This is a genomic window from Enterobacter cancerogenus, from assembly GCF_019047785.1.
Classification (GTDB): Bacteria; Pseudomonadota; Gammaproteobacteria; order Enterobacterales; family Enterobacteriaceae; genus Enterobacter; species Enterobacter cancerogenus.
This window is the reverse complement of the sequence record NZ_CP077290.1, coordinates 3,619,924-3,646,036: the sequence shown is the minus strand read 5'-3', so window position 1 is coordinate 3,646,036 and position 26,113 is coordinate 3,619,924. Positions and strand designations below refer to the sequence as shown.

The following is a 26,113-nucleotide window of genomic DNA, read 5'->3' as shown; positions in this document are numbered from 1 at the left end:
ACATTTAAAACAACGTTTCAATTTTTCTGTGAGTTTATAGCAAAAATGGCGTTCGGATCACGATTGTCCGCCACCAGCGAAATGAGACAAAGGGAACGAAATGAATATTTATGATAAGAAACAATGCATTATAAAACCTTGAACTTTTAACGCCGACAAAAACATTTCGCGTTAAAAATCAAAGATTGCGGCTTAGCAGTTACTCTTTATTACAAAGTGCGCGGCCAGTCACACACATTGAAACGATGTTTTGATAATTTAGAGGCAAGTTTTCAATTCAACTTTTCTCTTTTAAAGGAGTGCATTATGGCTAAAGGTATGCGGGTCAAGCTGAACTATGCGGTCAGCCGCGATCCGGATACGGGCGTGGAAGTCACCCGCCTGACCCCGCCCGAGGTAACCTGTCATCGCAACTACTTCTACCAGAAGTGCTTCTTTAACGATGGCAGCCATCTGCTGTTTGCCGGGGAATTTGACGGTCACTGGAATTACTACCTGCTGGATCTGAAAAATGCAGAAGCGGTGCAGCTGACGGAAGGTGCGGGTGATAACACCTTCGGCGGGTTCCTCTCGCCGGATGACACCTCGTTCTACTATGTGAAGAACGATCGCACGCTGCTGGAGGTGAATTTAAAGACCCTGGCCGAGCGCGAAGTGTACCGGGTCCCCGATGAGTGGGTCGGCTATGGCACCTGGGTTGCCAACAGCGACTGCACCAAACTGGTGGGGATCGAAATTGACAAAGCTGACTGGACGCCGCTAAACGACTGGAAAATTTTCCACGACTTTTTCCACAAAGGGCCGCACTGCCGCCTGCTGCGCGTGGACCTGAAAACCGGCGAAAGCACGACCATTCTCGACGAGAAAATCTGGCTCGGCCATCCGATCTATCGCCCGTTTGATGACAATACCGTGGCCTTCTGCCATGAAGGCCCGCACGACCTGGTCGATGCCCGCATGTGGCTGGTTAACGAAGACGGTAGCAACGTGCGTAAGGTAAAAGCGCACGCAGAAGGCGAAAGCTGCACCCACGAATTCTGGGTACCGGACGGTTCTGCACTGATATATGTCTCTTATTTAAAAGGGCAACAGGGGCGCACCATCAGCCGCTTTAACCCGGAGAGTGGCGTGAATGAAGAGGTGATGCAGATGCCCGCCTGTTCACACCTGATGAGCAACGCTGACGGCACCCTGCTGGTAGGCGATGGCTCCGGCACGCCGGTCGATGTGAAAGACACCGGTGGCTATACCATCGATAACGATCCGTATCTTTATGGCTTTAACGTGGCGGAAAAAGCCTGGTTCCGTATCGCCCGTCACGATACCTCCTGGGCGACGGTCGCGAACAGCCGCCAGGTCACCCATCCGCATCCCTCCTTTACGCCGGATGATAAGGCGGTACTGTACAGTTCCGATAAAGACGGCAAACCGGCGCTCTATATCGCGAAACTCCCCGAGCAACCCGACATGTTGCATGCATGATTTGAGTTTGTGTTTCTGTAACTGGCCTTGCCCTCCGCTACGGAGGGCTTTTTTTTAGCTGATTGCGCGATTATTTTTTGCCGGCCAGTGAAATGGAGGAAAAGAGCAGGCCGGGTAAGCGTTAGCACCACCCGGCGGTTTTTGGGGAAGGCGTTGAATGATTAGAACGAGTACGCCACGCCTAAACGGAAACGGGTCTGACGCTCATCGGTCTCTTTCACACCCACGTTGCCAACTTCAACATACGGCGCCCAGTTTTTATCCCATTTATACGCCAGCTTGGCGTTATATTCGTTGGAGTAATCTTTATTGTTATTACGAACCATGCCTTCTGAACTTTTCGCATAAACATAGTTCAGCTCGGTACGCCAGTCACCTAATACCCAGCCTACCCACGCATCGCCACGGTTAACTTTATCGTCTTCTTTATTTGCGCTGGACGGATAGCGAGTATATTCATAGCGGTAACGCGCAGCCACATAGAAGCCACTGTCGAAGCTATATTGCAGATGCAGATTCGGTTTATAGATAGTTCGGCTGTCATTGCTCTCAATAGTAAATGCAGGCGTCAGCGCAATATTGTCCGTGGCTTTCCAGCGCCAGCTAATTTGATCTTCATGACCGTTACCCACCATATCGGTAAATGGCCGGTCGGCCTTATCACCACCGGATTTCCATTTCGCTTCAACAGAAAAACCCAGGCCATTGGCAAAGCGATGCGAGACCGAGACGCGGTCCGCATTCGAGCCGCTATCGATGTATTCGTGGCGCAGGTCGACCGTGACGGCCTGTGCCGCGAATGACGCACCAATAAGGGAAGCAAGGACCAGAGATTGTTTAAACATGACAAAACCCTCAATTAAAATAACGTTTCGTTTTTATGAAACTGGAGTTTATTTTTTAAATAACGTTATTTTAGTGACCAGGATCGAAATTATTTGTTTCACTTTTTTTGGCAAGAATGGACGTGAAGCCCATCAACAAAACGCGGCGATTAAGGGTAAATTTCAGGAGAGAGATCACACAAAGCACTTAGCGGCGTTAATTATTTCGCGCGTAAGCGTTTTTAAATGCATCAGAAAGAGCTGATAAGGGTAAAAATAGATTTCCGGATGTCAAAAAAAAACCTCCCGGCAGGAGGTTTTCTCAGAGGCAGAACCGTCAGCGTTCAATCGCCAGCGCCACCCCTTGCCCACCGCCGATACAGAGCGTTGCCAGCCCTTTATGAGCGTTACGTTTTTTCATTTCGTGGACCAGGGAGACCAGAATGCGGCAGCCAGACGCGCCAATCGGATGACCGAGTGCGATTGCCCCGCCGTTAACGTTAACCCGCAGCGGGTCCCATTCCAGCATTTTGCCCACCGAAATCGCCTGCGCCGCAAAGGCTTCGTTAACCTCTATCAGATCGACGTCGGAAAGCTGCCAGCCCGCGCGCTCAAGGCAGCGTCGGGTGGCATAGACCGGGGCGATCCCCATCAGTGCAGGATCGACGCCTACGCTGGCAAAGGCTTTAATGCGCGCGAGCACAGGGAGATTCAGCTCCTGCGCTTTGCTTTCGCTCATCATCAGCACCGCCGCCGCACCGTCGTTAATGGACGAGGCATTGCCTGCGGTGACGGATCCAAGCGTTTCAAAAGCGGGATTGAGCATTGCCAGCCCTTCTGCGCTGGCGTCGGTGCGCGGCTGCTCGTCGGTGTCCACCGCAATGGCCTCGCCGTTCTGCCGCTGTGTGCTGACCGGGACGATTTCATCGCGAAAACGCCCGGAATCAATGGCGGCACGCGCCTTTTGCTGTGAACTCAGGGCGTAGGCGTCCTGAAGCTCACGGCTGATGCCGTATTCACGCGCCAGATTCTCTGCCGTTACGCCCATGTGATAGTCATTGAAGGCATCCCACAGCCCGTCATGCACCAGGCTGTCGAGCAGCTGGCTGTTGCCGAGTTGCGCGCCGGTGCGGCTGTCGGTCAGGACGTGCGGGGCGCGGCTCATGTTCTCCTGGCCTCCGGCAATCACCACCTCCGCTTCGCCACACTGAATGGCCTGAGTCGCCAGGTGGAGCGCCTTTAAGCCCGATCCACAGACATCGTTGATGGTTATCGCAGAGACGGTATTCGGCAAACCGCCCTTGAGCGCCGCCTGACGGGCAGGGTTTTGCCCCGCGCCCGCGGTCAGCACCTGGCCGAGGATCACCTCGTCTATTTCATGTGCGGCGATCCCGCTGCGTTCGACCAGCGCTTTGACCACCACACTGCCGAGATCGACCGCAGAGTGACGCGCAAGCGCTCCCTGAAAACAGCCGATAGCCGTACGCAACGCACCCACTATAACGACATCTTTCATCACGACCTCTGTGCAAAATGACAGGACGATAGTAGAGGATTGTTATCAACAATTGATGCAATTGTTTAAAAATAGTGAGTTTAATCACAAGGATTAGCGTGCGTCCTGCAAATACTGGCGCAGCCAGCTTCCCGCGACGCCAGGTGGCGATCGTTTATTCCACAGCAGATCGATGGCTATCGATCGCGGCCAGCCCGGCACGTTGAGTTGAACCAGCGATTTTGCGGCCGCGAATTCATCCACCAGCGCACAGGGCAACGCGCACCAGCCAAAACCCTGCACGGCCATACTCAGGAGTAACAGGTAATTCGGCGCGGACCAGACCGGCCCGCGCGCCCGCGTCGCCTCCCGCTCGAGGTAGGTGCTCAGCTGAAGCTCGCGCCAGCCGTGCAGCTCATCGGCTTTCGTCTCATGCTGACCCGCCAGCGGGTGGTTCGCCGAGACGTAGATTGCCATCCGGGTCTGCATGGGAAGCCGGGTCACGCCAATATCGGTCGGGTAGCTTTCCCGCGCTTCCGTCAGGCCAATCTGCGCCCGCTCCTTCTGCAGCAGGTCGATGACGTCCTCTTCCTCGCCAATCAGGCATTCGAATTCCGTATGGGGAAAACGCTGGTCGAACTGGTTCATCAGATCTTCCAGTACGTCCGGGTTGAGCGTATCGGAAAGCACGAACGTCAGGCGCGCTTCGGTCTGCGCGGTCAGCGACACCGCCAGCTCGTCCAGACGGGCGCTGGCGGCAAGAATCGACTGCACGTAGCCCAGCACCTGCTCACCCTGGCTGGTTAACACCGGCTGGCGCGCCGAGCGGTCGAAGAGATCAAACCCGAGGTCGGCCTCCAGGTTCGCTATCGAGGTGCTGATGGTGGACTGGCTTTTGCGCAGGCGGCGCGCGGCGGCGGAAAAAGAGCCGGCGGCAACGGTTTCAACAAAGGCGGTGAGAGCTTCGGGAGAGTAACGCATGAAGTATCTACTTTATCGATGGATACTATCTTTTATATATCATCTTTAGCGATAAAAATAGGCGGCATTAACGCCCCACCTGGCGAAATAACGAGGTCTAACGCTATGCAACATCAGGATGCACTCCAACGTAAACTGCCGGAGCGGATCTTTCATGCCGTCTGTTTTGAAGGGATTGCCACGGCGATCCTCGCCCCGACGGCGGCGTATTTTATGCAGCGCTCCGTCGTTGAAATGGGCGGGTTAACCATTATTCTGGCGACCACCGCGATGCTCTGGAACATTATCTATAACTTCGGCTTCGACCGGTTCTGGCCCGTTCACCGCATCAAACGCACGGCTAAAGTGCGCGCCCTGCACGCGCTGGGGTTCGAGTGCGGGTTTATCGTCATCGGCGTCTCCATCGTTGCTGCGGTGCTGGGCGTCACGCTGTGGCAGGCGTTGTCCCTGGAGATTGGGTTCTTCCTGTTCTTCCTGCCCTACACCATGTTTTATAACTGGGCGTATGACACTCTGCGCGAGAAAATCATCAAGCGACGCCAGCAGCGACGCGCCCTGGCAAACTGATTTCCCTCAGGCCGGCTTTCATCGCCGGCCAATCTCCTTCGAAGCAACTGCGCCCTCCGCTCACAATTATGGTAAATTGCACTTCTTTTTGTTCGTTTTACAGTTGATACGTTGCTCTAATGTCGAAAATTTGGTCAAAAGAAGAGACTCTCTGGAGTTTCGCCCTCTACGGCACTGCCGTGGGCGCAGGAACGCTGTTCTTGCCCATTCAGCTCGGCTCCGCAGGCGCACTCGTCCTGCTGATTACTGCCCTCGTGGCATATCCCTTAACCTACTGGCCGCATAAAGCGCTCGCGCAGTTTATCCTGTCCTCGAAAACCACAGGCAACGAGGGCATCACCGGCGCGGTGAATCACTACTACGGCAAGAAGATCGGTAACCTAATCACCACGCTCTATTTCATTGCCTTCTTTGTGGTGGTGCTGATCTACGCGGTGGCGATCACCAACTCCTTAACCGAACAGCTGGCGAAGCGCATGGCGATTACGCTCCCGGAGCGAATGCTGGTGAGCTTTGGCGTGGTGCTGGTGTTGAATCTGATCTTCCTGATGGGCCGCCACATCACCATCAAGGTCATGGGTTTCCTCGTCTTCCCGCTGATTGCCTATTTCCTGTTTGTGTCGCTCTATCTGACCGGCAGCTGGGAGCCAACGCTTCTGACCAGCCAGATGGCGTTCGATAAACATACGCTGCATCAGGTGTGGATTTCGATCCCGGTGATGGTTTTCGCTTTTAGCCATACCCCGATTATCTCGACGTTTGCCGTTGACCGTCGCGAAAAATACGGTGACGCGGCCATGGGTAAATGCAAAAAAATCATGAAGGTGGCTTACCTGATCATCTGCCTGAGCGTGCTGTTCTTTGTGTTCAGCTGCCTGCTCTCGATCCCGCCGTCCTATATCGTCGCCGCCAAAGAGGAAGGGGTCACCATCCTCTCTGCGCTGTCGATGATGCCTTCGTCTCCGGCCTGGCTGGGGGTCTCCGGCATTATTGTGGCGATTGTCGCGATGTCAAAATCGTTCCTTGGCACCTATTTCGGGGTGATTGAAGGGGCAACGGAGATCGTCAAATCGGGCCTGAATCAGGTGGGCGTAAAGAAAAGCCGCGCCTTTAACCGCGCGATTTCCATTCTGGGCGTGTCGCTGATCACCTTTGTGGTCTGCTGCATTAATCCGAATGCCATCTCGATGATTTACGCCATCAGCGGCCCGCTTATTGCCATGATCTTGTTCATCATGCCAACGCTTTCGACCTACCTTATCCCTTCGCTCAAGCCGTACCGCTCCATCGGCAACCTGCTGACGCTGATCGTCGGCGTGCTGTGTGTATCGGTAATGTTCGTCGGTTAAACACACGGTGTTCAGCGCCCGGCTGAACACCGCTTTTTATCAGAAGCGAATTTCCCCGCCCGCAATCCAGGTTCGGCCGCGCGCCGTGGTATTCAGCGACGCCCCTTCAACGGCATTGTCCAGACTCTGATTCATGCGGTTGAGCGCCTCGGAGTAATCGCGGTTAGTGACGTTCTGCACGCCCAGACGCAGCAGGACGTTATCCGTCACCTGATAGCTACTGTAGAGATCGACGATGGTCGGAATATCAGGCATGCTCTCTTTCGGGACCGTATTCGAATCAATACTGATGCCTTCGGTGCTCAGGCGTTTTGATTTCCCGGTGAATTTAAACAGGCTCCCCACCACCAGCTTTTCATCGAAAAAGCGAGCGCCAAGATCCAGCGTGGCGTAATAGTCAGGCAGATCGCTCATGTCGTCGTAGGCAAAGCTGTAGCTGGTGCTGGCGATAGAGGTAGGCTGATCCGTCTGCTGCTTGCTCCAGGTGACGTTGACATAGGCATAGCCGACATCGTATCCGGCTTCGATTTCATACCCCCGGGACGTTACCGGGGACGGCGTATTGATGTAGATATTGGCATTGAAGCCGCTCGCCGAGTTATCAATATCCTTGCAGCGCGACCCGTCGTAGCACAGGAAAAAGGATTCGCTGTTGATGTAATCTTTAATGCGCGACTCGTAGGCCAGCGCCTTCATGTGGAACGAATCCCTTTCCGTCAGCAGCCCCTCTTTGACGATATTGACGCCCGCCTGCCAGGTATCCGCCTTCTCCGGTTTCAGGAACGGGTTCATCGACGCGCCACCCTCGTTCGCGAAAAAGACCTCCTGCACGTTAGGCGCGCGGGAGGAGCGACTCCAGCCGACGAAAGGCTGCAGCCACGGCGTGACCTGGGCAGACAAGGTCGCGGACGGGTTGAGCGCTTTATCGTCCAGGTCGATCGTTGCCTCCCCCTGCGGGAAACATTTTTCGTTGGCGTCACAGGCCGGTTTTATGCCTGACACCTTGCTGCGGGTGTAGTTGAGGTTGAGATCGAGCTGGTAGATGCTTTTATTCAGGGTTAAGCCGGTATAAAGCGACGAAATCTTCTGCTTACCGGACGGCACAAAGGCGTTCCTGTCGGTATCGTTATCCTGCTCAAAACGGCGGGTGTATTCGGTGTCCATCAGCTTACCGCCGAACAGAAACGCGACGTCAATATCGGCGTAGCGGAACCGACTGGTGTTACTCATATCCAGCGCGTTCGATTTATTCTCCGTCGAGGCGTTATTAAAGTTGTACAGCGATTCCGGCTTGTAATCCTGCTCGGCACGGCTCGTGCTGGCCAGCAGGTTAAAATCGATCAGCTCGGTGAGCGGCGCAAAGTTGTAGCGCAGGTAATAATCGTCGCTGGTGATATCGCGTCGGGTAAAGACGTTTTGATAGTTACGCCCGGCAAACTCGATATGATGGTACGGATTAGGATCAAAGTTGAGCTTATACAGTTGGGAGCGTGGCTCCTGGCGCATATACTTCACGTCCTCGCCGATAAACTCACTGCTGCTGCGCCCGCCACCGTTATCGAAGGTGGCGTAGGTCCGGCTGCCGCTGATGCCCACCAGCGCGCCGATCAGCCCGCCGTTATCAAAGGGATCGGCCTTACCGGCCACCGTCACCATCCCGGTCCGCCCCAGGCCGTTATCGCCAACCGAAAAGCGCGAAAGGACGCCGGTTTGCCTTCCCGCTTTGATCACATCATCAATGCCCAGCGTGCGCATGTTGGCGCTGCCTGCCAGGGCGTTCACGCCTTGCGATCCGGCGCTGCTGCCGCGCGTGACGTCAACCCCGGCAAGAAAGTTAGGATCGATTAGCACGCCTGCGCCGTTATTTTGCCCGAAGTGATAGGTTGTGGGTGCCATACCGTAGTATGTCTGCGTCACGCCATCCACCATGGTATTAACGCGCCCCAGCCCGCTCATCCCGCGAATGTTAACGTTCACCGCCCCCTGTAGCGCATCGATTTGCGTATATGTCCCCGCCATGCTGCGCAACGAGGCGTCCAGGCTTTGCAGATTCTCGTTCAGCGTGCGCGAGCTGTAGGCACCCGGGCGCGTATAGGTTTCTGCCGACGAGCCGGGATGGTTCGTTTCTGCCTGTGCGTTATCCGTAATGGTCAATGTCGAAAATACCGATTCCCCTTCTTTCTCAGCGGAGAAGGTGGTAACGGGAACAATAAGACACCCTGTCAGCATATAGCCAACGACGTGTGTGCTTTTCAAAATACACCCCTTATTTATTTTTCTGGCTATCAACAAAAATGAGGAAACTAAACGCCTCGGCGGAGTCCTCAAGACGGGAATAACGACCGCTGCGGCCGCTATGCCCCGAATTCATATTGACGTTCAGGAGCTGAACGTTATTTTTTTGCGTATTGGTTGCGCGCAGACGCGCGACGTACTTTGCCGCTTCCCAGTAAGGCACGCGGGAGTCGTACAGCCCGGTGGTGACAAGCATCGTCGGCCAGGCGTTCGGCGTAATATTGTCGTAGGGGCTCCAGGCCCTGATGGCTTTGTAGTCTGCTGCCGTATTAGGATTGCCCCATTCGCCGTACTCCTGCTGAGTGAGCGGCAGGGTTTTATCCAGCATGGTGTTGAGCACGTCGACAAACGGCACCTGGAGCACCACGGCCTGGAAAAGATCCGGTGCCTGGTTCACCGCACCCGCAAGCAGCAGGCCGCCCGCGCTGCCGCCCATGCCGTAGACGCGACGGGCGTCGCCATAGCCCTGTTTCACCAGGCCCCGCGTGGCGTCGATAACGTCGTTGAAGCTGTTCTGCTTATTGGCTTTTTTGCCCGCCAGATACCAGCCCACGCCCTTCTCGCCGCCGCCGCGCACGTGCGCCAGCGCGAAGACAAAACCGCGATCCAGCAGGCTCATGCGCGGCACGCTGAACGCCGCGTCCAGGCTCATGCCGTAGGCCCCGTAGCCGTAAACCAGCAGCGGGTTATGTCCCTGCGTAAAGCGATCTTTTCGCCAGACAAGCGACACGGGAATGGACTCGCCGTCGCGCGCGGGAACAAAGATCAGCCTGCTGGTATAGGTGCCTTCCACCAGCCCGGGGACGGCTTTTTGATGGATGCGCGTGACCTTACCGCTCGCCAGATCCCAGGTGTAATACCCAAGCGGGCGGTCGAGCGAGGCGTAGATATAGTGAAAGACGGTGGCGCGGCCATCGCTATTATTGCCGGTCCGCGCCATATAGGTTTGATCCGGAAAATGTAATGACTGCCAGTGGTTGTCCGCAAAATTCAATTTGCGGTAATGGGTTTTCCCGTCGTAGCGCTCTGCGACCACTACCGCACGGTTAAATAAGGTAAACCCTTCCAGCTCATAATCTTTCTCAGGCGTCAGCACCCGCTGCCAGGCCGTTTTTCCGTCACCCTGATACAGGCCAAAGCATTTATTTTGGTGGTTACTGCGAATATAAAAGCGGCCATTGGCGTGATCGGCGTAATATTCCGTCCCGCTGCTGCGCGGGCGTAAGAGCTGCAAAGGCGCATCGCGATGATCTAAAGAGAGATAGCGCACTTCGGAAGTATCATTGGCGCTAAGGGTAATAAGTAAATACTTATCTGAGGCCGAACGCGCGATGCCGGTATAAAACTGGCCGTCTTTTTCCTGCCAGACGGCGTGCCTGTTTCCGGTCCTTAACTCCACGCGCATTACGTTGTCTGGCGTTAGCGTCTCGGGCTGAAGCGCCACGTAATAGAGCAGTTTGCCGTCGTTGCTGAAAACGATATCGTCAGAGGCCTGTTTAATTTGCGTTTTCAGCCATTGCCGATTCTGGCTGTCATAGACCGAAATACGGTACTGTCCGTCGCCGGTATAATCTTCCGCCAGCGCGATATAGCGATTATCTTCACTGACGGTAAAACGCCCCGGCGCATAATAGTCGTGATTTTTGCTGCGCCCGGCGGTATCCAGCACCAGTGCCCATTCCGTCTCGTCCTCTTTCTGGCGCAGGATCCGCGGGAAATTCGCCCCGCGCTGATAGTCGACTTTATAAAGGTAATGTCCCTTACGTACCGGCTGGGTATAATTATCCTCAACCTGTCGCGCCTGCATCTCTTTATATACCTGCGTTTTTAACGGCTGCCACCGGGCGGAAATATGCTGCGTGTAGAGATTCTCCTGACGCAGATAATCCAGCACCGTTTTATTTTGCCGGGTATCGTCGCGCATCCAGGCATAGTCGTCCTGACGCGTGTCGCCAAACATTTCCGTCGCATGGGGCACTTTTTTGGCCACCGGCGGCTGCGGCAGGTTTTGGGCAATAGCCCACTGTGCCGCAAGCAGAATGCCCGCGGCCATTAACCGGAAATAGTGCATTTGTCGTCCTTTCGGTTTTAAATCCTGAGAAGCGTAAACTCCACGGGTAACGTCACGTTATGAATACCGTTGCGCAAAATACTGGCCGGCGGCTGCGGGAGCGGCTGCGCTTTTTGCAGGGCATCCAGCGCGGCGCGGTCGAGCGACAGCGTGCCGGAGGAGTCCACCAGCCGACTGACCAGCACTTCACCCCGGCCATTCACGCTAAAGGCAATCACCACGGTGCCGGTGCGTTTGCGCCGTCGGGCATCTTCGGGGTAATTGCGCATGCGGTTGATTTTGCCTTTCACCAGCGCCTCCCAGCCGATTGTCTGGCGACTTTGCACGGCGGAGTCCGTATCAAGCGGCGCGGCGTTGCGCGTGCTGACGATGGCCTGCACGGGCGGTGCCGCGCGGCTGGTCAGGGTCGCGTTGCCCTTCTCTTCCCGCTGCTGCTGGTGAGATGTCTTTTTCACCTCGGTTTTTTTCACCGTTTTTTGCACGGGCTTGCGCGCCACCGTCTGGAATTCCGCCCCGTCGACGACCGGCAGCACCGGCATTTCTTTGCGCTGCGGCGCGTCTTCGGCGCTCATCGCCTCAACCTTCCGCTGCTGGCTGATGCCGGGGGGCAGCGTCGGGTGAAGCAGCGAGACTTCGAGCTCGGATGACCAGGCGACCATGACCGCCGCCGGGGAGGCCACCGGCGGCGGGCTGGCGAAATGCAGGATAAACGGCAGCGCAATGGCGGCGTGCGCAATGACGCTGGTGGCCGACCCTCTTACCCAGGGCGCGCGAATATCACAGTGCAGGTTCATGGTTTGCTGGCCGGCACAAACCAGACGTAATCCGCCTGCTTCGCCGTTATCGTGGTGCCTTCAGTCGCGAGCATCAGGACGACAGGCGCGGAGCCATTGAGATCCTGGATGTGCACTGGCACACCGATATCTTTCGCCGCATGGTAGCCACCGGCGAACAGAACGGCAGGCCTAGGCGCGTCGATCAGCGCCTGCGCCATCGCCCGATCGCGGTTTTTCTGGATAGCGACCATCGCCTGTATCTGCGCCGCCTGGATGTCGCCGCCGTGCATCAGGTAGATGATGGACGCCTGAGCGTCGCGGACAGTTTTCTGAGAGGAGTGTTCACCCGCCGGGAAAACGGGATTTTGGTAAATTTCGCCGATCCGTTCGCGCGTAATATTGGCCGCCAGCAAAGGGTAATCGGCCTTAAGCGCGGTCATCACCAGCGCGCCGTACAGCGGCCACGGCCACCCCGCGTTCCAGCGCAGCGCCTCCTGGATCCGCGGCTCGCGCATTGCGGCCCCGTCATGCAGCGCCTGTTTAACACGGTCAACCGCAGGCTGTTGGTCTGGGGTTAACATCTCCAGCAACACGCTGCCCTGCGGGCGTTTCTTGACCATGTTTTGCAAAAGCCAAAGCTCAATGGCGTGATGATCGGCGTTGGTGTGCTCTTCACCGACGATCGCCGTCGGCGCACGGCTCAGCACCGCCAGAAGTGCATCGGGCGTAAGCGTCTTGCCCGTTTGCGCATCAATAATGCGAGAGGTGAGAGGAAGTTGCGCAGCAAGCTGCGGTGGAGTATCCATTGACTGGCAGCCAGTCAGGACCAGAGTGCTACAGAACAGCAGCCATGCCGTAATACTTTTCTTTTTCATAGTGATCAATGTCTTACCTTCTATATTTGAAGGTTTCGCCCGTAAATTGAATAAACAACGAGCAAACATTAATGCCAATGAGAATGAATATCAAGATCATTCTCATTTACAATTAATCACCATGCTAATTAACAGGTCTTTATTTTTCAGGCTGTTACATGCGGATGGGTGTTGATGACGTCCCTGTCGACGGATCAGGCGCGAATATCGTCATACTCGCGGGTGTTATCAAACTCGTGTTTGGCAAACGGGCAGAGCGGGATGATTTTACGCTGCTCACCGCGCATTTTTTCCACCACTTTCGCCACCAGCTGTTTGCCAACGCCCTGCCCTTTCAGGCTTGGGTCAACGTCGGTATGCTCAATAATGCTAAGGTGCTCGCCGGTTGGCACGAAAACAATTTCGGCAACCTTATTCCCGTTCGCATCGTTCACGTAAAACATATTATGGCCTTCCAGAATATCCATGGTTCCTCACTTATTTTTGGCGATACTTCAGCGCACCGCTTGGGCAGGTATCAATGACGCGTACAACCGTTTCAGCGTCCACTTCATCAGGCATAATCCACGGTTTACGTTTCAGGTCGAACAGCGCCGCGCTGCCGCGCACGCAGTTTCCCGAGTGTTTGCAGATCCCTGTGTTAAAATAGACATCAATTTTTTCACCGGTATAGGCCCGGTACCCCGCTTCCAGGAGCTCTTTATCCATGACATTGCCTCTTCATTATTATGATGCAGGATGAAGCATAGCCTCAGGCGGTCGCTGTGGCTATAAGGTGGATAAACGTAAAGACAGTCACAATGCTGCTCACGTCGGATGCTTCATGTTTTTGTGCATATCATGCTCTGGTATGTTTCCTGCCTGACATTGTCAGACGGAACGAAAGGCAGGCATCATGAAGCGATATTTGATGCAGAAAAGCGCTTTTAAACAAGGCCTGGCGCAGGCGAAGCGGGGCGCCCACGGAGCGGGTTGTGAAAATGATTAGTGTATAAGTAGCTAAAGCCCTTTTTCTTATTATTATAAGCGAATTATCAGTATTGCTAATATCCAATTAAAATTTGTTGCTTGTCCTGTCAGCCACTACCTTACAAAACACCCCTCAAAATCATTACCACGTTAATAATCACATCTATAACAACAACCATGAAAATATACTTTGAGATTGCGGCACATCTTAGTGATGTGGATCGTCGTCGGCTGGATTTTTTGCCGGGCATGGATGCGAGGCTGCACTGGGGTATATAGGGGATACGAAAACAGCATTTACTTGTTTACGTTGGTGACTCGCTGGCAGTCCTGCCCGTACTCCAATACGTTTGGAACATCGGACAATGAAAAATAAAGAATTGCGGCGTGGAGTTTCAAGGTTTGATCATGTGTTCTTTCCGCTAAAATCAGATATTGGGAAATGTATTTCCTGTTGTCTCCGACCTTATTGCACGTAAAATGACCAGATACATTTAGGAAAGGAGGCTTTATGGATATCGCGCTGCTTAATAGGGGATGGAACAGAACATGGTCAGATACCATGGTGAATCTGGAAGCCCGGAAACTCGTCGAAACTGCAAACCGGCTGTCAGCATTCTATTTGCAAGATGGTCTTACGCGTATCAAGTTTGTTGGAGAGATAAAACAGGTTGTAGAGAAAGAATTTGAAACAGCACGACGAGCTAAAACCGATGAAGAATGCATTGTATGCATCAAAAATCTGCGTGCTGAAACAAACAGCTTGCTTGAACAAGAGCGTCTGTTAAGAACCAAGTCCGCACAGCTTTACGCGAAGGTCGAATTTGTTAAGAAAAATAATAAAATCGTCGGTTATGTTATATCCGCTGTAAATGTGGTGCTATCAGGCGTGGTTCTCTTTGGTGGCTTTATGATGTTATCCACTATGGGGCCGATTGGTATGCTGGCTGGGGCAGTCCTGATTGCCGATGGAATGAACGGATTAACGAAAGAAGTGCTCAACTTTGATCAGCCAGCAGGACATAAACCCTCGCAAGGTATCATTGCTGACTCCGCGATGCATACGGCCCAGTTCATGGGATTTAATCCTAACGCAGGCCTGGCTCTCTATAATGGTGTTACTCTTGGTGCCAGTGTGTACAGCATTGTAGGACTCGCTCGAAAAACTGGAGCCTGGAGATTATTCCGCTGGCTTCCACACGATTACTATCGCAAAGTCAGCACAATGAGCACTCCTAAGCTAACAATGAAGATTGTCGGTTATGGTGTTAAAGCAAAAGTGATTTTCGATCTGTTGACTACAGAAAATGGAACCAGTTAATCCTTGATAGTTTTTCGGTAACGCCAGGATTTATAGGAAATTACCGGCGGCTGTGCGAAAGACATAATGGCAGCCCCAAAGGTCATCGCCAGCCCCCATGCAACTGCTCTGTCAGGTGAGCTGAAGACGATAAGTAGCAGTAGGACTAAGGCACACACAGCCACCACTCCCGCCAAGGTAACAAATCGCCTAGCGAGGTCATTTATGGCCTCTCCAAGCGTTCCTCCATATTTTTCAATATTGCTTTTTATCTTCTGCAATTCGGGCTGCGTAAACCCTGAACGTAACAAAGCCTCATCAGTCACTTTCATATCGTCTCGTCCCTTATCTTCCAGAAGTGTTTTCCCAATCGCTTATTGTGCAAGCAATCATACTGATGAATTTTACAGCATTCCACATGATGTTTGTGCAATGTATCAGATTTCAGACAATAGCAGCATAAAGCCCCGTTAGTGGTCCAAGCAACAAGCGGAGCGTAGCGACTTCATCAGGCCAACCTGGTTGGTTTCGCTTTGCGAAAGTCACCAGTGACCAAATAAGATTTTCAGAGGGAGCACACCGTATCAGGATGCTCGTGTACCGTTAGGAGCGTGAGCGAAGCGCTGGCAGAGGCGGGCCTGTAACTACCGGATTACCACTATTCACCTGTTCACGTGGTTCATAGGGCCGCACATCGGGCTTGAAATGCATTGGATGAATCTGTCCAAAAGTAACTAACTGAGGGATAGTAAATTATTGATTTTCAGAAGACTGGAGCGGGCGAAGGGAATCGAACCCTCGTATAGAGCTTGGGAAGCTCTCGTTCTACCATTGAACTACGCCCGCTTTGAGGTGCGTAAGGCATTATAGACCTTACGCATTTTGAGACAAGCCTTCACAACGCTAACCGGCGATAAAATAATCACTTAGCACTTCGGTTTACTGCCCGGAGCCGGGAGATAACGCTGCGGATCGATGGCGGTGGCCTTATAGCGGATCTGGAAATGCAGTTTCACCGAGTCCGTTCCGGTGCTGCCCATCGTCGCGATCTTCTGCCCGGCCTTCACGTTTTGCCCGTTATTTACCAGCATCGTGTCGTTGTGCGCATAAGCCGTGATGTAGTCTTCACCGTGCTTAATCATGATGAGATTACCGTATCCGCGCAGCTGGTTGCCGACGTAAACCACCTTCCCGGCGCCGGACGCATAGACCGGGGTTCCGCGCGCCGCCGCGATATCAATGCCTTTATTGCCGCCCTCAGATAAGGAGTACGGCACGACCACTTTGCCGCTGGCTGGCCAAATCCAGCAGCGTTGCCCCACCGGCGGCCAGGAGGATTGCGGCACCGTGTAGGATGGCGTCACTTTGGCGGTTTTGCCTTTTGACGATCCCGATTTCTTTGCAGAGGAGCCGCCGTTAACCTTGAGCCTCTGCCCCACCTCAATGGTGTAAGGCGGCGAGATATTATTCAGACGCGCCAGTTCCTTCACGCTGGTACCCGTCGCACGCGAAATACGGTACAGCGTATCACCGCGCTTTACGGTATACACCGCGCCGGAATAACTGCCCATATCGGAGGATTTACTGCCGGAACATCCCGCTAACATTAGCGCAAGCGTCAGGCAGAAAACGGCGGTGATGGGCTTTCTGGTCAGGCTTCCTGCAAACAAATCAGATCCTCGTTCAGCGTGAATGGCGCACTATGATAACAGTCGATCCTCGTTTGGGTCATGCCCTTTTCCGCTCTGCGGGTCAAACCGTTCGTATAAGAATGCCGTATAATGATTCAGCCCTTTCCGGCAATTTGGTACTGGAGCAAGAATGAGTATTCAGGAACATGTGATTTTAGTGGACAATCAGGGAAAGACGATTGGCACGCAGGAAAAGTATGCCGCGCATACGTCAAACACGCCGCTACATAAGGCCTTCTCTTCCTGGCTGTTCAATAGCCGGGGTGAATGTCTCGTCACCCGACGCGCAATGAGCAAAAAAGCCTGGCCGGGGGTCTGGACCAATTCCGTATGTGGTCATCCACAAACGGGTGAAGAGATTGAACAAGCAATTATCCGCCGCTGCCGCTTCGAAGTGGGCGCAGAGCTCGTCGACATTACCCCCGTGGCAACGGAGTTTCGCTACTGCGAAACTGACCCTTCCGGGATCGTCGAGAACGAAATTTGTCCGGTCTATGCCGCGCGCGTTATTAATGACATCGCCCTCAACGACGACGAAGTGATGGACTGTCAGTGGGTTGAACTTGAGGCGCTGTTCCGCGCACTTGATGCCGCGCCGTGGGCCTTTAGCCCGTGGATGAACATGGAGGCAACGGTCGCGCGCGACGCGCTTCGGGCCTTCGCCGCACAATAAAAAAGCCCCGGCGAACATCGCTCGGGGCTTTTTTTAGTCTTTACGACTTATTTCACCGGACGCATCGCCGGGAACAGGATCACGTCACGGATGGTGTGGCTGTTGGTGAACAGCATAACCATACGGTCGATACCAATACCCAGGCCCGCAGTAGGCGGCAGGCCGTGCTCCAGCGCGGTCACGTAGTCTTCGTCGAAGAACATCGCTTCGTCATCACCGGCTGCTTTCGCATTTACCTGGTCCTGGAAGCGCTGCGCCTGATCTTCTGCATCGTTCAGCTCGCTAAAGCCGTTGCCAATTTCACGGCCGCCGATGAAGAACTCAAAGCGATCGGTGATTTCCGGGTTCTCGTCATTACGACGCGCCAGCGGAGAAACTTCAGCCGGATACTCAGTGATGAAGGTTGGCTGAATCAGGTGCGCTTCGGCCACTTCTTCGAAGATCTCGGTCACGATACGGCCCAGACCCCAGCTCTTCTCAACCTTGATACCAATACTTTCGGCGATCGTTTTCGCCGAATCGAAGTTATCCAGATCGGCCATCTCGGTTTCCGGACGGTATTTCTTGATCGCTTCACGCATGGTCAGCTTTTCAAACGGCTTGCCGAAGTCGAAGACCTCTTCACCGTAAGGCACTTCCGTGGTGCCCAGAATATCCTGCGCCAGGGTACGGAACAGGGATTCGGTCAGCTCGATCAGGTCTTTGTAATCTGCATACGCCATATAGAGTTCCATCATGGTGAACTCTGGGTTATGACGCACGGAGATGCCTTCGTTACGGAAGTTACGGTTGATTTCGAACACGCGATCGAAACCACCCACCACCAGACGCTTCAGGTACAGTTCCGGCGCGATACGCAGGTACATGTCGAGGTCCAGGGCGTTGTGATGAGTGATGAAAGGACGTGCAGATGCGCCGCCAGGGATCACCTGCATCATCGGGGTTTCCACTTCCATAAAGTCGCGATTCACCATGAACTGGCGGATACCGGCCATGATCTGAGAGCGAATTTTGAAGGTCTTGCGTGATTCATCGTTAGAGATGAGATCCAGATAACGCTGACGGTAGCGCGCTTCCTGATCCTGCAGGCCGTGGAATTTATCCGGCAGCGGGCGCAGGGCTTTGGTCAGCAGACGCAGCTCGGTGCAGTGGATAGACAGCTCGCCGGTCTTGGTTTTGAACAGCTTGCCTTTCGCGCCGAGGATATCGCCGAGGTCCCACTTCTTGAACTGCTCGTTGTAGATGCCTTCCGGCAGATCGTCACGGGAAACGTACAGCTGAATACGGCCGCCCACGTCCTGCAGCGTCACGAAGGAGGCTTTACCCATAATACGGCGGGTCATCATACGGCCAGCAACGGCCACTTCGACGTTCAGCGCTTCCAGTTCTTCGTTCTCTTTCGCGTCGAAGTCAGCGTGCAGTTGGTCTGAGGTGTGGTCACGACGGAAATCGTTCGGGAACGGCACGCCCTGCTCGCGCAGTGCAGCCAGCTTCTCGCGGCGGGTTTTCAGTTCGTTGTTAAGATCGACTACCGCGTCAGCGCCCTGTGATTGTTGTTCAGACATGTTGGTTCCTCATAACCCTGCTTTCAAACTTGCTTCGATAAATTGGTCCAGGCTGCCGTCCAGCACCGCCTGCGTGTTACGGGTTTCAACCCCGGTACGCAGGTCTTTGATGCGGGAGTCATCAAGGACGTAAGAACGGATCTGGCTGCCCCAGCCGATGTCGGATTTGTTATCTTCCATCGCCTGCTTCTCAGCATTTTTCTTCTGCATTTCCAGTTCATAAAGCTTCGCTTTCATCTGCTTCATGGCCTGGTCTTTGTTCTTATGCTGGGAACGGTCGTTCTGGCACTGCGTCACCAGCCCGGTTGGGATGTGGGTAATACGCACCGCAGATTCCGTACGGTTAACGTGCTGACCACCCGCACCGGATGCGCGGTAAACGTCGATACGCAGGTCCGCCGGGTTGATTTCGATATCGATATCGTCATTCACTTCCGGGTAGACGAACGCGGAGCTGAAGGAGGTATGGCGACGGCCGCCGGAGTCAAACGGACTCTTACGCACCAGGCGGTGTACGCCGGTTTCAGTACGCAGCCAGCCGTAAGCGTAATCGCCGATGATTTTAATGGTCACGGATTTCAGACCCGCAACTTCACCTTCGGACTCTTCGATGATTTCGGTTTTGAAGCCGCGCGCTTCCGCCCAACGCAGGTACATACGCGTCAGCATGCTGGCCCAGTCCTGCGCTTCGGTACCGCCGGAACCTGCCTGAATATCGAGATAGCAGTCTGCGCTATCGTATTCGCCGGAGAACATACGGCGGAATTCAAGCTGTGCCAGCTTCTCTTCCAGAACGTCGAGTTCTGCTACGGCTTCGTTAAAGGTCTCTTCGTCGTCGGCTTCGACGGCCAGCTCCAGCAGACCGGAAACATCTTCCAGACCCTGTGCCATTTGATCCAGCGTGTCTACGATGGCTTCGAGGGAGGAACGTTCTTTACCCAGCGCCTGCGCGCGTTCAGGTTCGTTCCAGACGTCCGGCTGTTCCAGCTCGGCGTTTACTTCTTCGAGACGCTCTTTCTTGGCATCGTAGTCAAAGATACCCCCTAAGAACGTCGGAGCGCTCCGTGAGGTCCTGAATGCGGTTTTTTACCGGATTAATTTCAAACATGGTCTGTTTTCTTTTATGAGCTTGTCAGAATGCGGTGATAAGAGCGGGATTGTACCGAATCCACGCCCTTTTTTGTAGCTTTACTGACGCTAAATTGGCCAGATATTGTCGATGATGATTTGCAGGGAGCGATTACCGCGAAACTCGTTAATATCGAGCTTGTAGGCCAGTTCTACCTCACGCACGCCGTTGTCCGGCCAGACGGAGGTGTCCACGTTAAACGCAATCCCGTCCAGAAGCGGGCCGCCGCCGACAGGCTCGACCATCACCTTGAGGTGACGTTCGCCGACAATGCGCTGTTGTAGCAGACGGAAGCGGCCATCGAACAGCGGTTCAGGGAACATCTGCCCCCACGGACCGGCATCGCGCAGCATCTGCGCCGTTTCCATGGTCATGTCGGCTGCCGGGAGTTCACCGTCAGAGACCACTTCACCGTGCAGTAGCGCCGGATCGATCCACGCGGTCACCAGTTCGCCAAACAGCCGCTGAAACTCGTCAAACTTCGCCTCTTCCAGCGACAGGCCCGCCGCCATTGCGTGGCCACCGAACTTAATCATCAGATTCGGATGAAGCGTGTGAAGACGCTCCAGCGCATCGCGCATGTGCAGCCCCTGAATCGAGCGGCCCGAGCCTTTCAGCGTGCCGTCTCCCGCAGGCGCAAAGGCGATCACCGGGCGGTGGAAGCGCTCTTTAATGCGTGACGCCAGAATACCGACAACGCCCTGGTGCCACTCGGGATGATACATTGCCAGCCCGCCCGGCAGCGTGTCGCCGCTGCGCTCCAGCTTTTCGCACAGGGTCAACGCTTCGGCCTGCATCCCCTGCTCAATCTCTTTGCGGGTCTGGTTCAGGGCATCCAGTTCGTTCGCCAGCACGCGCGCTTCGCCGATGTTGTCGCACAGCAGCAGCGCCACGCCGACGGACATATCGTCCAGCCGCCCCGCCGCGTTGAGACGAGGCCCAAGGGCAAAGCCGAGATCGCTGGCCGCCAGCTTGAGCGGATCGCGGTTAGAAATTTCCAGCAGCGCTTTGATCCCAGGACGGCACTTGCCCGCCCGGATGCGGCTTAAGCCCTGCCAGGTCAAAATGCGGTTGTTGGTGTCGAGCGGCACCACGTCCGCCACGGTACCGAGCGCCACCAGATCGAGATATTCCGCCAGGTTCGGCACGGCAATACCGCGCGATTCAAACCAGCCTTTATCGCGCAGCAGCGTGCGCAGCGCCAGCATCAGATAAAACGCCACGCCGACGCCTGCCAGAGATTTCGACGGGAAATCACAGTCGCGCAGATTGGGGTTAATGATGGCTTCTGCATCCGGCAGGGTATCCCCCGGCAGGTGATGATCGGTGACCAGTACTGGGATCCCCAACGCATGGGCACGATCGACGCCCGCATGGGAGGAGATCCCGTTATCCACGGTCATGATCATCTGCGCGCCGCGCGCGTGAGCCTGATCGACCACTTCCGGGCTGAGGCCGTAACCGTCTTCAAAACGGTTCGGCACCAGATACGCAACGTTATCGCAGCCCAGTGCGCGCAGGCTGAGAACGCTCAGCGCGGTGCTGGTTGCGCCATCGGCGTCAAAGTCCCCTACCACCACAATCCGCGTCCCTTCACGGAACGCGTTGTAGAGCATCTCAGTCGCTTTTTCGACACCGCTGAGCTGCTGCCAGGGCAACATGCCCTTGACGCTGCGCTCAAGATCTTCTGCCGCCTTGACACCACGGCTGGCATACAGCCGCTTTAACAGCGGCGGAAGATCGGCGGGTAAACCTGTCGTGTCAGCCGCGTCGCGGCGGCGCAATGTTATCGGGGCTTTCACGCGGATTATTTACCACCAGTCTGTTTCTGGTGCGCGTCGAGGAATGCTTTCATCTCTTTTGGCCCCTGATAGCCCGGCACAACGTAGCCGTTGCTCAGCACGATCGCCGGCGTACCGCTAACGCCAAACTGCACGCCAAGCGCGTAGTGATTAGCGATGTCGATATCACAGGTGGCAGGCTTAACGCCTTTACCGTTCATGGCATCATCAAACGCTTTGTTGCGGTCTTTCGCACACCAGATGGCCTTCATATCCTGCTCCGGCTGGCTCTGTACGCCAGCGCGCGGGAAGGCCAGATAGCGCACGGTGATCCCCAGGGCGTTGTAGTCTTTCATCTCTTCATGCAGCTTGTGGCAATAGCCACAGGTGATGTCGGTGAAGACGGTAATGACGTGTTTTTCCTGCGCAGCTTTATAGACAATCATCTCTTTTTCAAGCGCGTTCAGGTTTTTCATCAGCAGCTGGTTGGTCACGTTGATCGGCTGCGCGCCGCTCACGTCGTACATTGGGCCCTGGATGATGTGTTTACCGTCTTCGGTCACGTACAGCACGCCGCTGTTGGTCAATACCGTTTTCATCCCTGCAACCGGTGCAGGCTGAATGTCGCTGCTGGTCACGCCCAGTTTGGTCAGCGACTGTTTAATGGCGGCATCGTCAGCGTGGGCAAAACCGGTAAAAGAAGCTGCCAGCAAAGTGAACAGCGCGAAAGACTTTTTCATAGTTGATCCTGTTACAATTCGTCTGCACTCACGCACGAGGGTGGTGCTGTTGGTGTAGCTGCCGCAGGCGTTCCGTCGCGACATGGGTGTAAATTTGCGTCGTTGAAAGATCGCTGTGTCCTAACAGCATCTGCACCACGCGTAAATCCGCGCCGTGGTTTAACAGATGCGTCGCGAAGGCATGACGCAAAACGTGCGGCGACAGCTTTTCACTGTCTATACCTGCCAGTGTGGCGTAATGCTTGATGCGATGCCAGAACGTTTGTCGCGTCATCTGCTGCGCGCGCTGGCTCGGGAAGAGAACATCGATAGACACGCCGTTCAGAAGCCATGGCCGACCGTGTTCCAGATAGGTCTCCAGCCAGTACACCGCCTCTTCGCCCAGCGGCACCAGACGCTCTTTGTTACCTTTACCGATGACGCGCACCACGCCCTGACGCAGGCTGATATCGCTCATCGTTAGCCCAACAAGCTCAGAGACGCGCAGGCCGGTTGCATACAATAACTCAAGCATGGCTTTATCGCGTAACTCCAGCGGCAGGTCAACCGCGGGTGACTGTAATAATCTCTCAACTTGTGCTTCGCTGAGATCTTTAGGCAGCCTCTGCGGAAGCTTGGGTGATGCCAGCAGCGCGCTGGGATCGTCCGCGCGGATCTTCTCGCGGAAAAGATGCTGGAACAGGCGACGCATGGCGCTTAACAGGCGCGCAGAGCTGGTGGCTTTGTAGCCGCCGTCCACGCGCTCGCCCAGCAGCGCCTGCAGGTCGTCGTGTTGCACGGTCTCAAGTGAGAGTTTTCTGCGCGACAGCCATTCCACCAGCATGGTGAGGTCCCGTCGGTAAGCGCTGAGCGTATTTTCGGCCAGATTCTTCTCCAGCCACAGCGCATCAAGAAACTGTTCGACAAGTGCGAGATCCTTTTCCACATCGGCCCCTTTGATTCTGCAATCTTCCCATTATGCCTGATTGCCATCGGTTTCTGGTACACTACGCGCAATGTCATAGCAAGAATTGAGATAGTTACGCGATGAATATTGGTCTGTTTTACGGCTCCAGCACCTGCTACACCGAAATGGCGGCGGAAAAAATCCGCGACATCATTGGCCCGGAACTGGTGACGCTGCATAACCTGAAAGATGATGCCCCCGCGCTGATGGAGCAGTACGACGTGCTAATCCTCGGTATCCCGACCTGGGATTTCGGTGAGATCCAGGAAGACTGGGAAGCCATCTGGGACCAACTCGATACGCTCAATCTTGACGGCAAAATCATTGCGATGTACGGCATGGGCGACCAGCTGGGCTACGGCGAGTGGTTCCTGGACGCACTCGGAATGCTGCACGACAAGCTGGCACCAAAAGGGGCGAAATTTATCGGCTACTGGCCCACTGAAGGCTACGAGTTCACCAGTAAAAAGCCGATCGTCGCCGACGGCCAGCTCTTTGTCGGGCTCGCGCTGGATGAAACCAATCAGTACGATCTCAGCGACGAGCGCCTGCAAAACTGGTGCGAACAAATTTTGGGTGAAATGGCCGAGCAGTTCAGCTAGCGCGCCATTAATCCTGCGTCGGCTGCTGCAACATTGTCCGGCGCAGATCCCGCCACTCGGCAGCGTCCATACTGTCAGCCGCCAGCCACAGGTGCTGGCGACGCTCTCCATCCACGCTTCGCAAGCGCAGCATCATGCCGGAATTGAGCATCCACGGCGTACCGATGATGTCCCACTCTTTTCCCTGCCAGCGCAGGCGGGAATCCATCAGCAGTTTGATCTCACCCTGACGGGCATTAATCCGGCGCTGGCTGCGCACGCTGTCAAACACTACAAATGACAGCAGCAGCAACCACAGAGGCGTGTAGCTGAGGGGCCACGGCATCAGTAGTACAAAGGCCGCCACCAGGCCGTGGAGCAATAAAGACATCCACTGCGAGCGCCATGAGACGCGAAGTTCAGATTGCCACAGGACCACGTTCCCGATTCCGTGTTTGAATTAATTGCACCATCCGTTGCAACTCGGTGTCGGCGGGTTTGCCGTGATTCATCAGCCAGTTGAATAAATCCGGATCGTCTGATTCGAGCAGGCGCACAAAGAGCCGCTTATCGTCGTCGCTCAGGGTGTCGTACTCATACTCAAAGAACGGCATGATGGAGATATCAAGTTCACGCATACCGCGACGGCACGCCCAGTGGATACGGGCCTTGTTGTTAATATCCATGTTCTGTTTCCTGCATTACATTTGGCACAGTCGGTATCCCATTACAGGTGCTTTATTTCTTTGTGGGAACACTCGCTAGTGTAACGTGTTTTTGACCGTTTCTTTACTGGAATATTACGACCTGGAAGCGGGCTGCCAGATTATCCCCCACTAAGACAACGGATTACATAATTTTGCGTGGCACTACGCAGAAGTCTTCGATGGCACGAATGGCCTGCTGAAAGCACTTGCAATGCCGACAGTCTCTTTTACCATTAGGCATTATCAAAGCGTTAAGCAATTCAGGACATCCTTATGGCATTTACACCATTTTCTCCTCGCCAGCCTGCCGCCTCCGCGCGTCTGCCGCTGACGCTTATTAGTCTTGATGACTGGGCACTGGCGACGCTCACCGGTGCGGACAGCGAAAAATACCTGCAGGGTCAGGTGACGGCTGACGTCGCCCAGTTGACCGAGCATCAGCATTTGCTGGCGGCGCACTGCGATCCTAAAGGCAAGATGTGGAGCAACCTGCGTCTGTTCCGTCGTCAGGACGGTTTTGCCTTTATCGAACGCCGTAGCCTGCGCGATGCCCAGCTGGCCGAGCTGAAAAAGTACGCGGTCTTTTCCAAAGTCACCATCGCCCCGGATGATGAACATGTTCTGCTGGGCGTGGCGGGTTTCCAGGCGCGCGCCGCGCTGAAAAACCTGTTTGCCGCGCTTCCGGATGCTGACAAACCGCTGGTCAGCGAAGGCGTTACCTCCCTGCTGTGGTTTGAACATCCGGCCGAACGTTTTCTGCTGGTGACCGACGAGGCAACGGCTGAACGCGTTACCGAGGCCCTGCGCGGTGAAGCGCAGTTCAACAATAGCCAGCAGTGGCTGGCGCTGAATATCGAAGCGGGTCTGCCGGTAATCGACGCTGCAAACAGCGCCCAGTTTATTCCGCAGGCGACTAACCTGCAGGCGCTGGGGGGCATCAGCTTTAAGAAAGGCTGTTATACCGGCCAGGAAATGGTGGCTCGCGCTAAATTCCGTGGGGCGAACAAGCGCGCGCTGTGGACCCTGGCGGGACATGCCGGACGCGTTCCACAAGCAGGTGAAGATATTGAGCTGAAGATGGGTGAAAACTGGCGCCGTACCGGCACCGTATTAGCCGCCGTACAGCTGGACGACGGCCGCGTGCTGGTTCAGGTGGTCATGAATAACGATATGGAAGCCGACAGCGTATTCCGCGTGCGGGATGATGCCAATACCCTGAGCATCGAGCCGCTGCCGTATTCGCTGGAAGAGTAATGCCGTATCGCCCGGTGGCGCTGCGCTTACCGGGCCTGTGGTTTTGGTGTTCTCCCTCTCCC

General features: G+C 54.9%; 25 protein-coding genes and 1 tRNA gene. 7 read left to right on the top strand and 19 right to left on the bottom strand.

Going from position 1 to position 26,113, the window contains the following annotated elements; all coding sequences use genetic code 11:
- Positions 1 to 306 precede the first annotated feature (306 nt).
- Positions 307 to 1,482: an oligogalacturonate lyase family protein gene (locus I6L58_RS17210; protein ID WP_006178342.1), complete on the top strand. Its 1,176-nt coding sequence runs from the start codon at positions 307 to 309 to the stop codon at positions 1,480 to 1,482.
- 161 nt (positions 1,483 to 1,643) lie between these two features.
- On the opposite strand, the gene I6L58_RS17205 is transcribed toward I6L58_RS17210, so the two are convergent.
- From I6L58_RS17205 to I6L58_RS17195, 3 genes are all read right to left on the bottom strand, one after another.
- Entirely contained in the window at positions 1,644 to 2,327 is a 684-nt protein-coding gene (locus tag I6L58_RS17205; RefSeq protein ID WP_006178343.1) for an oligogalacturonate-specific porin KdgM family protein, read from the bottom strand.
- Positions 2,328 to 2,643: 316 nt separating this feature from the next.
- Entirely contained in the window at positions 2,644 to 3,822 is a 1,179-nt protein-coding gene (locus I6L58_RS17200; protein ID WP_006178345.1) for an acetyl-CoA C-acetyltransferase, read from the bottom strand.
- A gap of 93 nt (positions 3,823 to 3,915) precedes the next feature.
- Entirely contained in the window at positions 3,916 to 4,782 is an 867-nt protein-coding gene (locus tag I6L58_RS17195) for a LysR family transcriptional regulator (RefSeq protein ID WP_006178346.1), read from the bottom strand.
- A gap of 105 nt (positions 4,783 to 4,887) precedes the next feature.
- Between I6L58_RS17195 and I6L58_RS17190 the strand changes: the two genes are divergently transcribed.
- Together I6L58_RS17190 and I6L58_RS17185 are read left to right on the top strand one after the other, a co-directional pair.
- On the top strand, positions 4,888 to 5,349 hold the full coding sequence (locus I6L58_RS17190) for a multidrug/biocide efflux PACE transporter (RefSeq protein ID WP_042321875.1): 462 nt from the start codon (positions 4,888 to 4,890) through the stop codon (positions 5,347 to 5,349).
- Between the two features lie 119 nt (positions 5,350 to 5,468).
- The gene (locus tag I6L58_RS17185; protein WP_006178348.1) at positions 5,469 to 6,698 is read left to right on the top strand and encodes an amino acid permease; all 1,230 of its coding nucleotides are present in this window, start codon (positions 5,469 to 5,471) and stop codon (positions 6,696 to 6,698) included.
- Between the two features lie 39 nt (positions 6,699 to 6,737).
- On the opposite strand, the gene I6L58_RS17180 is transcribed toward I6L58_RS17185, so the two are convergent.
- From I6L58_RS17180 to yjdI, 6 genes are all read right to left on the bottom strand, one after another.
- The gene (locus I6L58_RS17180) at positions 6,738 to 8,954 is read right to left on the bottom strand and encodes a TonB-dependent receptor domain-containing protein (protein WP_052302325.1); all 2,217 of its coding nucleotides are present in this window, start codon (positions 8,952 to 8,954) and stop codon (positions 6,738 to 6,740) included.
- A 10-nt stretch (positions 8,955 to 8,964) separates the two neighbouring features.
- Positions 8,965 to 11,064, bottom strand: coding sequence for a S9 family peptidase (locus I6L58_RS17175; RefSeq protein WP_088208594.1), 2,100 nt, complete (start codon positions 11,062 to 11,064; stop codon positions 8,965 to 8,967).
- A gap of 17 nt (positions 11,065 to 11,081) precedes the next feature.
- Positions 11,082 to 11,858, bottom strand: coding sequence for an energy transducer TonB (locus I6L58_RS17170; protein WP_088208593.1), 777 nt, complete (start codon positions 11,856 to 11,858; stop codon positions 11,082 to 11,084).
- Complete coding sequence (locus I6L58_RS17165) at positions 11,855 to 12,715, bottom strand: ChaN family lipoprotein (RefSeq protein ID WP_088208592.1); 861 nt, start codon at positions 12,713 to 12,715, stop codon at positions 11,855 to 11,857. Before I6L58_RS17165 ends, I6L58_RS17170 begins: the two co-directional genes overlap by 4 nt.
- Before the next feature lie 194 nt (positions 12,716 to 12,909).
- Positions 12,910 to 13,182: a GNAT family N-acetyltransferase gene (locus I6L58_RS17160; protein ID WP_088208591.1), complete on the bottom strand. Its 273-nt coding sequence runs from the start codon at positions 13,180 to 13,182 to the stop codon at positions 12,910 to 12,912.
- Positions 13,183 to 13,192: 10 nt separating this feature from the next.
- Positions 13,193 to 13,423: a 4Fe-4S mono-cluster protein YjdI gene (yjdI, locus tag I6L58_RS17155; RefSeq protein ID WP_006178359.1), complete on the bottom strand. Its 231-nt coding sequence runs from the start codon at positions 13,421 to 13,423 to the stop codon at positions 13,193 to 13,195.
- A 772-nt stretch (positions 13,424 to 14,195) separates the two neighbouring features.
- On the opposite strand from yjdI, the gene I6L58_RS17150 reads away from it, so the two are divergent.
- Positions 14,196 to 15,005, top strand: coding sequence for a DUF4225 domain-containing protein (locus I6L58_RS17150; RefSeq protein WP_088208590.1), 810 nt, complete (start codon positions 14,196 to 14,198; stop codon positions 15,003 to 15,005).
- Here I6L58_RS17150 and I6L58_RS17145 read toward each other — a convergent pair.
- From I6L58_RS17145 to actS, 3 genes are all read right to left on the bottom strand, one after another.
- Entirely contained in the window at positions 15,002 to 15,316 is a 315-nt protein-coding gene (locus tag I6L58_RS17145) for a hypothetical protein (protein WP_006178362.1), read from the bottom strand. The genes I6L58_RS17150 and I6L58_RS17145 overlap by 4 nt on opposite strands.
- A 440-nt stretch (positions 15,317 to 15,756) precedes the next feature.
- Positions 15,757 to 15,830, bottom strand: a tRNA-Gly gene (locus I6L58_RS17140).
- Between the two features lie 80 nt (positions 15,831 to 15,910).
- On the bottom strand, positions 15,911 to 16,654 hold the full coding sequence (gene actS, locus I6L58_RS17135; protein WP_140418809.1) for an amidase activator ActS: 744 nt from the start codon (positions 16,652 to 16,654) through the stop codon (positions 15,911 to 15,913).
- Between the two features lie 151 nt (positions 16,655 to 16,805).
- On the opposite strand from actS, the gene idi reads away from it, so the two are divergent.
- Positions 16,806 to 17,348, top strand: a complete 543-nt coding sequence (idi, locus tag I6L58_RS17130) for an isopentenyl-diphosphate Delta-isomerase (protein WP_006178364.1) — start codon at positions 16,806 to 16,808, stop codon at positions 17,346 to 17,348.
- A gap of 47 nt (positions 17,349 to 17,395) precedes the next feature.
- Here the strand turns inward: idi and lysS are convergent, their stop codons facing one another.
- The 5 genes from lysS to xerD all read right to left on the bottom strand — a co-directional run bounded on the left by lysS (position 17,396) and on the right by xerD (position 23,488).
- Entirely contained in the window at positions 17,396 to 18,913 is a 1,518-nt protein-coding gene (gene lysS / locus I6L58_RS17125) for a lysine--tRNA ligase (RefSeq protein WP_088208588.1), read from the bottom strand.
- Between the two features lie 9 nt (positions 18,914 to 18,922).
- Positions 18,923 to 20,021 (bottom strand): peptide chain release factor 2 gene (prfB, locus tag I6L58_RS17120; RefSeq protein WP_101737028.1). Its coding sequence is split into 2 segments (ribosomal slippage): positions 18,923 to 19,945 and positions 19,947 to 20,021, totalling 1,098 coding nucleotides; the frame shifts between segments, so codons are not numbered across the junction.
- Between the two features lie 89 nt (positions 20,022 to 20,110).
- A complete protein-coding gene (gene recJ, locus I6L58_RS17115) occupies positions 20,111 to 21,844 on the bottom strand; it encodes a single-stranded-DNA-specific exonuclease RecJ (protein WP_088208587.1) in 1,734 nt (577 codons plus the stop codon).
- Between the two features lie 5 nt (positions 21,845 to 21,849).
- Positions 21,850 to 22,563 (bottom strand): bifunctional protein-disulfide isomerase/oxidoreductase DsbC, encoded by a 714-nt coding sequence (gene dsbC, locus I6L58_RS17110; protein WP_006178371.1) that lies wholly within the window; start codon positions 22,561 to 22,563, stop codon positions 21,850 to 21,852.
- Positions 22,564 to 22,591: 28 nt separating this feature from the next.
- Entirely contained in the window at positions 22,592 to 23,488 is an 897-nt protein-coding gene (gene xerD, locus I6L58_RS17105) for a site-specific tyrosine recombinase XerD (RefSeq protein ID WP_006178372.1), read from the bottom strand.
- A 101-nt stretch (positions 23,489 to 23,589) separates the two neighbouring features.
- On the opposite strand from xerD, the gene fldB reads away from it, so the two are divergent.
- A complete protein-coding gene (gene fldB / locus I6L58_RS17100) occupies positions 23,590 to 24,111 on the top strand; it encodes a flavodoxin FldB (protein WP_006178373.1) in 522 nt (173 codons plus the stop codon).
- A 7-nt stretch (positions 24,112 to 24,118) separates the two neighbouring features.
- Here the strand turns inward: fldB and I6L58_RS17095 are convergent, their stop codons facing one another.
- Together I6L58_RS17095 and sdhE are read right to left on the bottom strand one after the other, a co-directional pair.
- Positions 24,119 to 24,529 carry a protein YgfX gene (locus I6L58_RS17095; RefSeq protein WP_058608592.1) on the bottom strand — a complete coding sequence of 137 codons (411 nt, stop codon included), beginning with the start codon at positions 24,527 to 24,529 and terminating at the stop codon, positions 24,119 to 24,121.
- Positions 24,510 to 24,776: an FAD assembly factor SdhE gene (gene sdhE, locus I6L58_RS17090; RefSeq protein ID WP_006178375.1), complete on the bottom strand. Its 267-nt coding sequence runs from the start codon at positions 24,774 to 24,776 to the stop codon at positions 24,510 to 24,512. Before sdhE ends, I6L58_RS17095 begins: the two co-directional genes overlap by 20 nt.
- A gap of 294 nt (positions 24,777 to 25,070) precedes the next feature.
- Between sdhE and ygfZ the strand changes: the two genes are divergently transcribed.
- Positions 25,071 to 26,051, top strand: coding sequence for a tRNA-modifying protein YgfZ (gene ygfZ / locus I6L58_RS17085; RefSeq protein WP_088208586.1), 981 nt, complete (start codon positions 25,071 to 25,073; stop codon positions 26,049 to 26,051).
- The last annotated feature ends 62 nt before the right edge of the window (positions 26,052 to 26,113 follow it).

What these genes read in the sequence shown, in the direction of transcription:
- I6L58_RS17210 (WP_006178342.1), top strand. Translation starts at nt 307, where the DNA reads ATGGCTAAAGGTATGCGGGTCAAGCTGAACTATGCGGTCAGCCGCGAT.
- I6L58_RS17205 (WP_006178343.1), bottom strand. Translation starts at nt 2,327, where the DNA reads ATGTTTAAACAATCTCTGGTCCTTGCTTCCCTTATTGGTGCGTCATTC.
- I6L58_RS17200 (WP_006178345.1), bottom strand. Translation starts at nt 3,822, where the DNA reads ATGAAAGATGTCGTTATAGTGGGTGCGTTGCGTACGGCTATCGGCTGT.
- I6L58_RS17195 (WP_006178346.1), bottom strand. Translation starts at nt 4,782, where the DNA reads ATGCGTTACTCTCCCGAAGCTCTCACCGCCTTTGTTGAAACCGTTGCC.
- I6L58_RS17190 (WP_042321875.1), top strand. Translation starts at nt 4,888, where the DNA reads ATGCAACATCAGGATGCACTCCAACGTAAACTGCCGGAGCGGATCTTT.
- I6L58_RS17185 (WP_006178348.1), top strand. Translation starts at nt 5,469, where the DNA reads ATGTCGAAAATTTGGTCAAAAGAAGAGACTCTCTGGAGTTTCGCCCTC.
- I6L58_RS17175 (WP_088208594.1), bottom strand. Translation starts at nt 11,064, where the DNA reads ATGCACTATTTCCGGTTAATGGCCGCGGGCATTCTGCTTGCGGCACAG.
- I6L58_RS17170 (WP_088208593.1), bottom strand. Translation starts at nt 11,858, where the DNA reads ATGAACCTGCACTGTGATATTCGCGCGCCCTGGGTAAGAGGGTCGGCC.
- I6L58_RS17165 (WP_088208592.1), bottom strand. Translation starts at nt 12,715, where the DNA reads ATGAAAAAGAAAAGTATTACGGCATGGCTGCTGTTCTGTAGCACTCTG.
- I6L58_RS17160 (WP_088208591.1), bottom strand. Translation starts at nt 13,182, where the DNA reads ATGGATATTCTGGAAGGCCATAATATGTTTTACGTGAACGATGCGAAC.
- yjdI (WP_006178359.1), bottom strand. Translation starts at nt 13,423, where the DNA reads ATGGATAAAGAGCTCCTGGAAGCGGGGTACCGGGCCTATACCGGTGAA.
- I6L58_RS17150 (WP_088208590.1), top strand. Translation starts at nt 14,196, where the DNA reads ATGGATATCGCGCTGCTTAATAGGGGATGGAACAGAACATGGTCAGAT.
- I6L58_RS17145 (WP_006178362.1), bottom strand. Translation starts at nt 15,316, where the DNA reads ATGAAAGTGACTGATGAGGCTTTGTTACGTTCAGGGTTTACGCAGCCC.
- idi (WP_006178364.1), top strand. Translation starts at nt 16,806, where the DNA reads ATGAGTATTCAGGAACATGTGATTTTAGTGGACAATCAGGGAAAGACG.
- lysS (WP_088208588.1), bottom strand. Translation starts at nt 18,913, where the DNA reads ATGTCTGAACAACAATCACAGGGCGCTGACGCGGTAGTCGATCTTAAC.
- dsbC (WP_006178371.1), bottom strand. Translation starts at nt 22,563, where the DNA reads ATGAAAAAGTCTTTCGCGCTGTTCACTTTGCTGGCAGCTTCTTTTACC.
- fldB (WP_006178373.1), top strand. Translation starts at nt 23,590, where the DNA reads ATGAATATTGGTCTGTTTTACGGCTCCAGCACCTGCTACACCGAAATG.
- sdhE (WP_006178375.1), bottom strand. Translation starts at nt 24,776, where the DNA reads ATGGATATTAACAACAAGGCCCGTATCCACTGGGCGTGCCGTCGCGGT.
- ygfZ (WP_088208586.1), top strand. Translation starts at nt 25,071, where the DNA reads ATGGCATTTACACCATTTTCTCCTCGCCAGCCTGCCGCCTCCGCGCGT.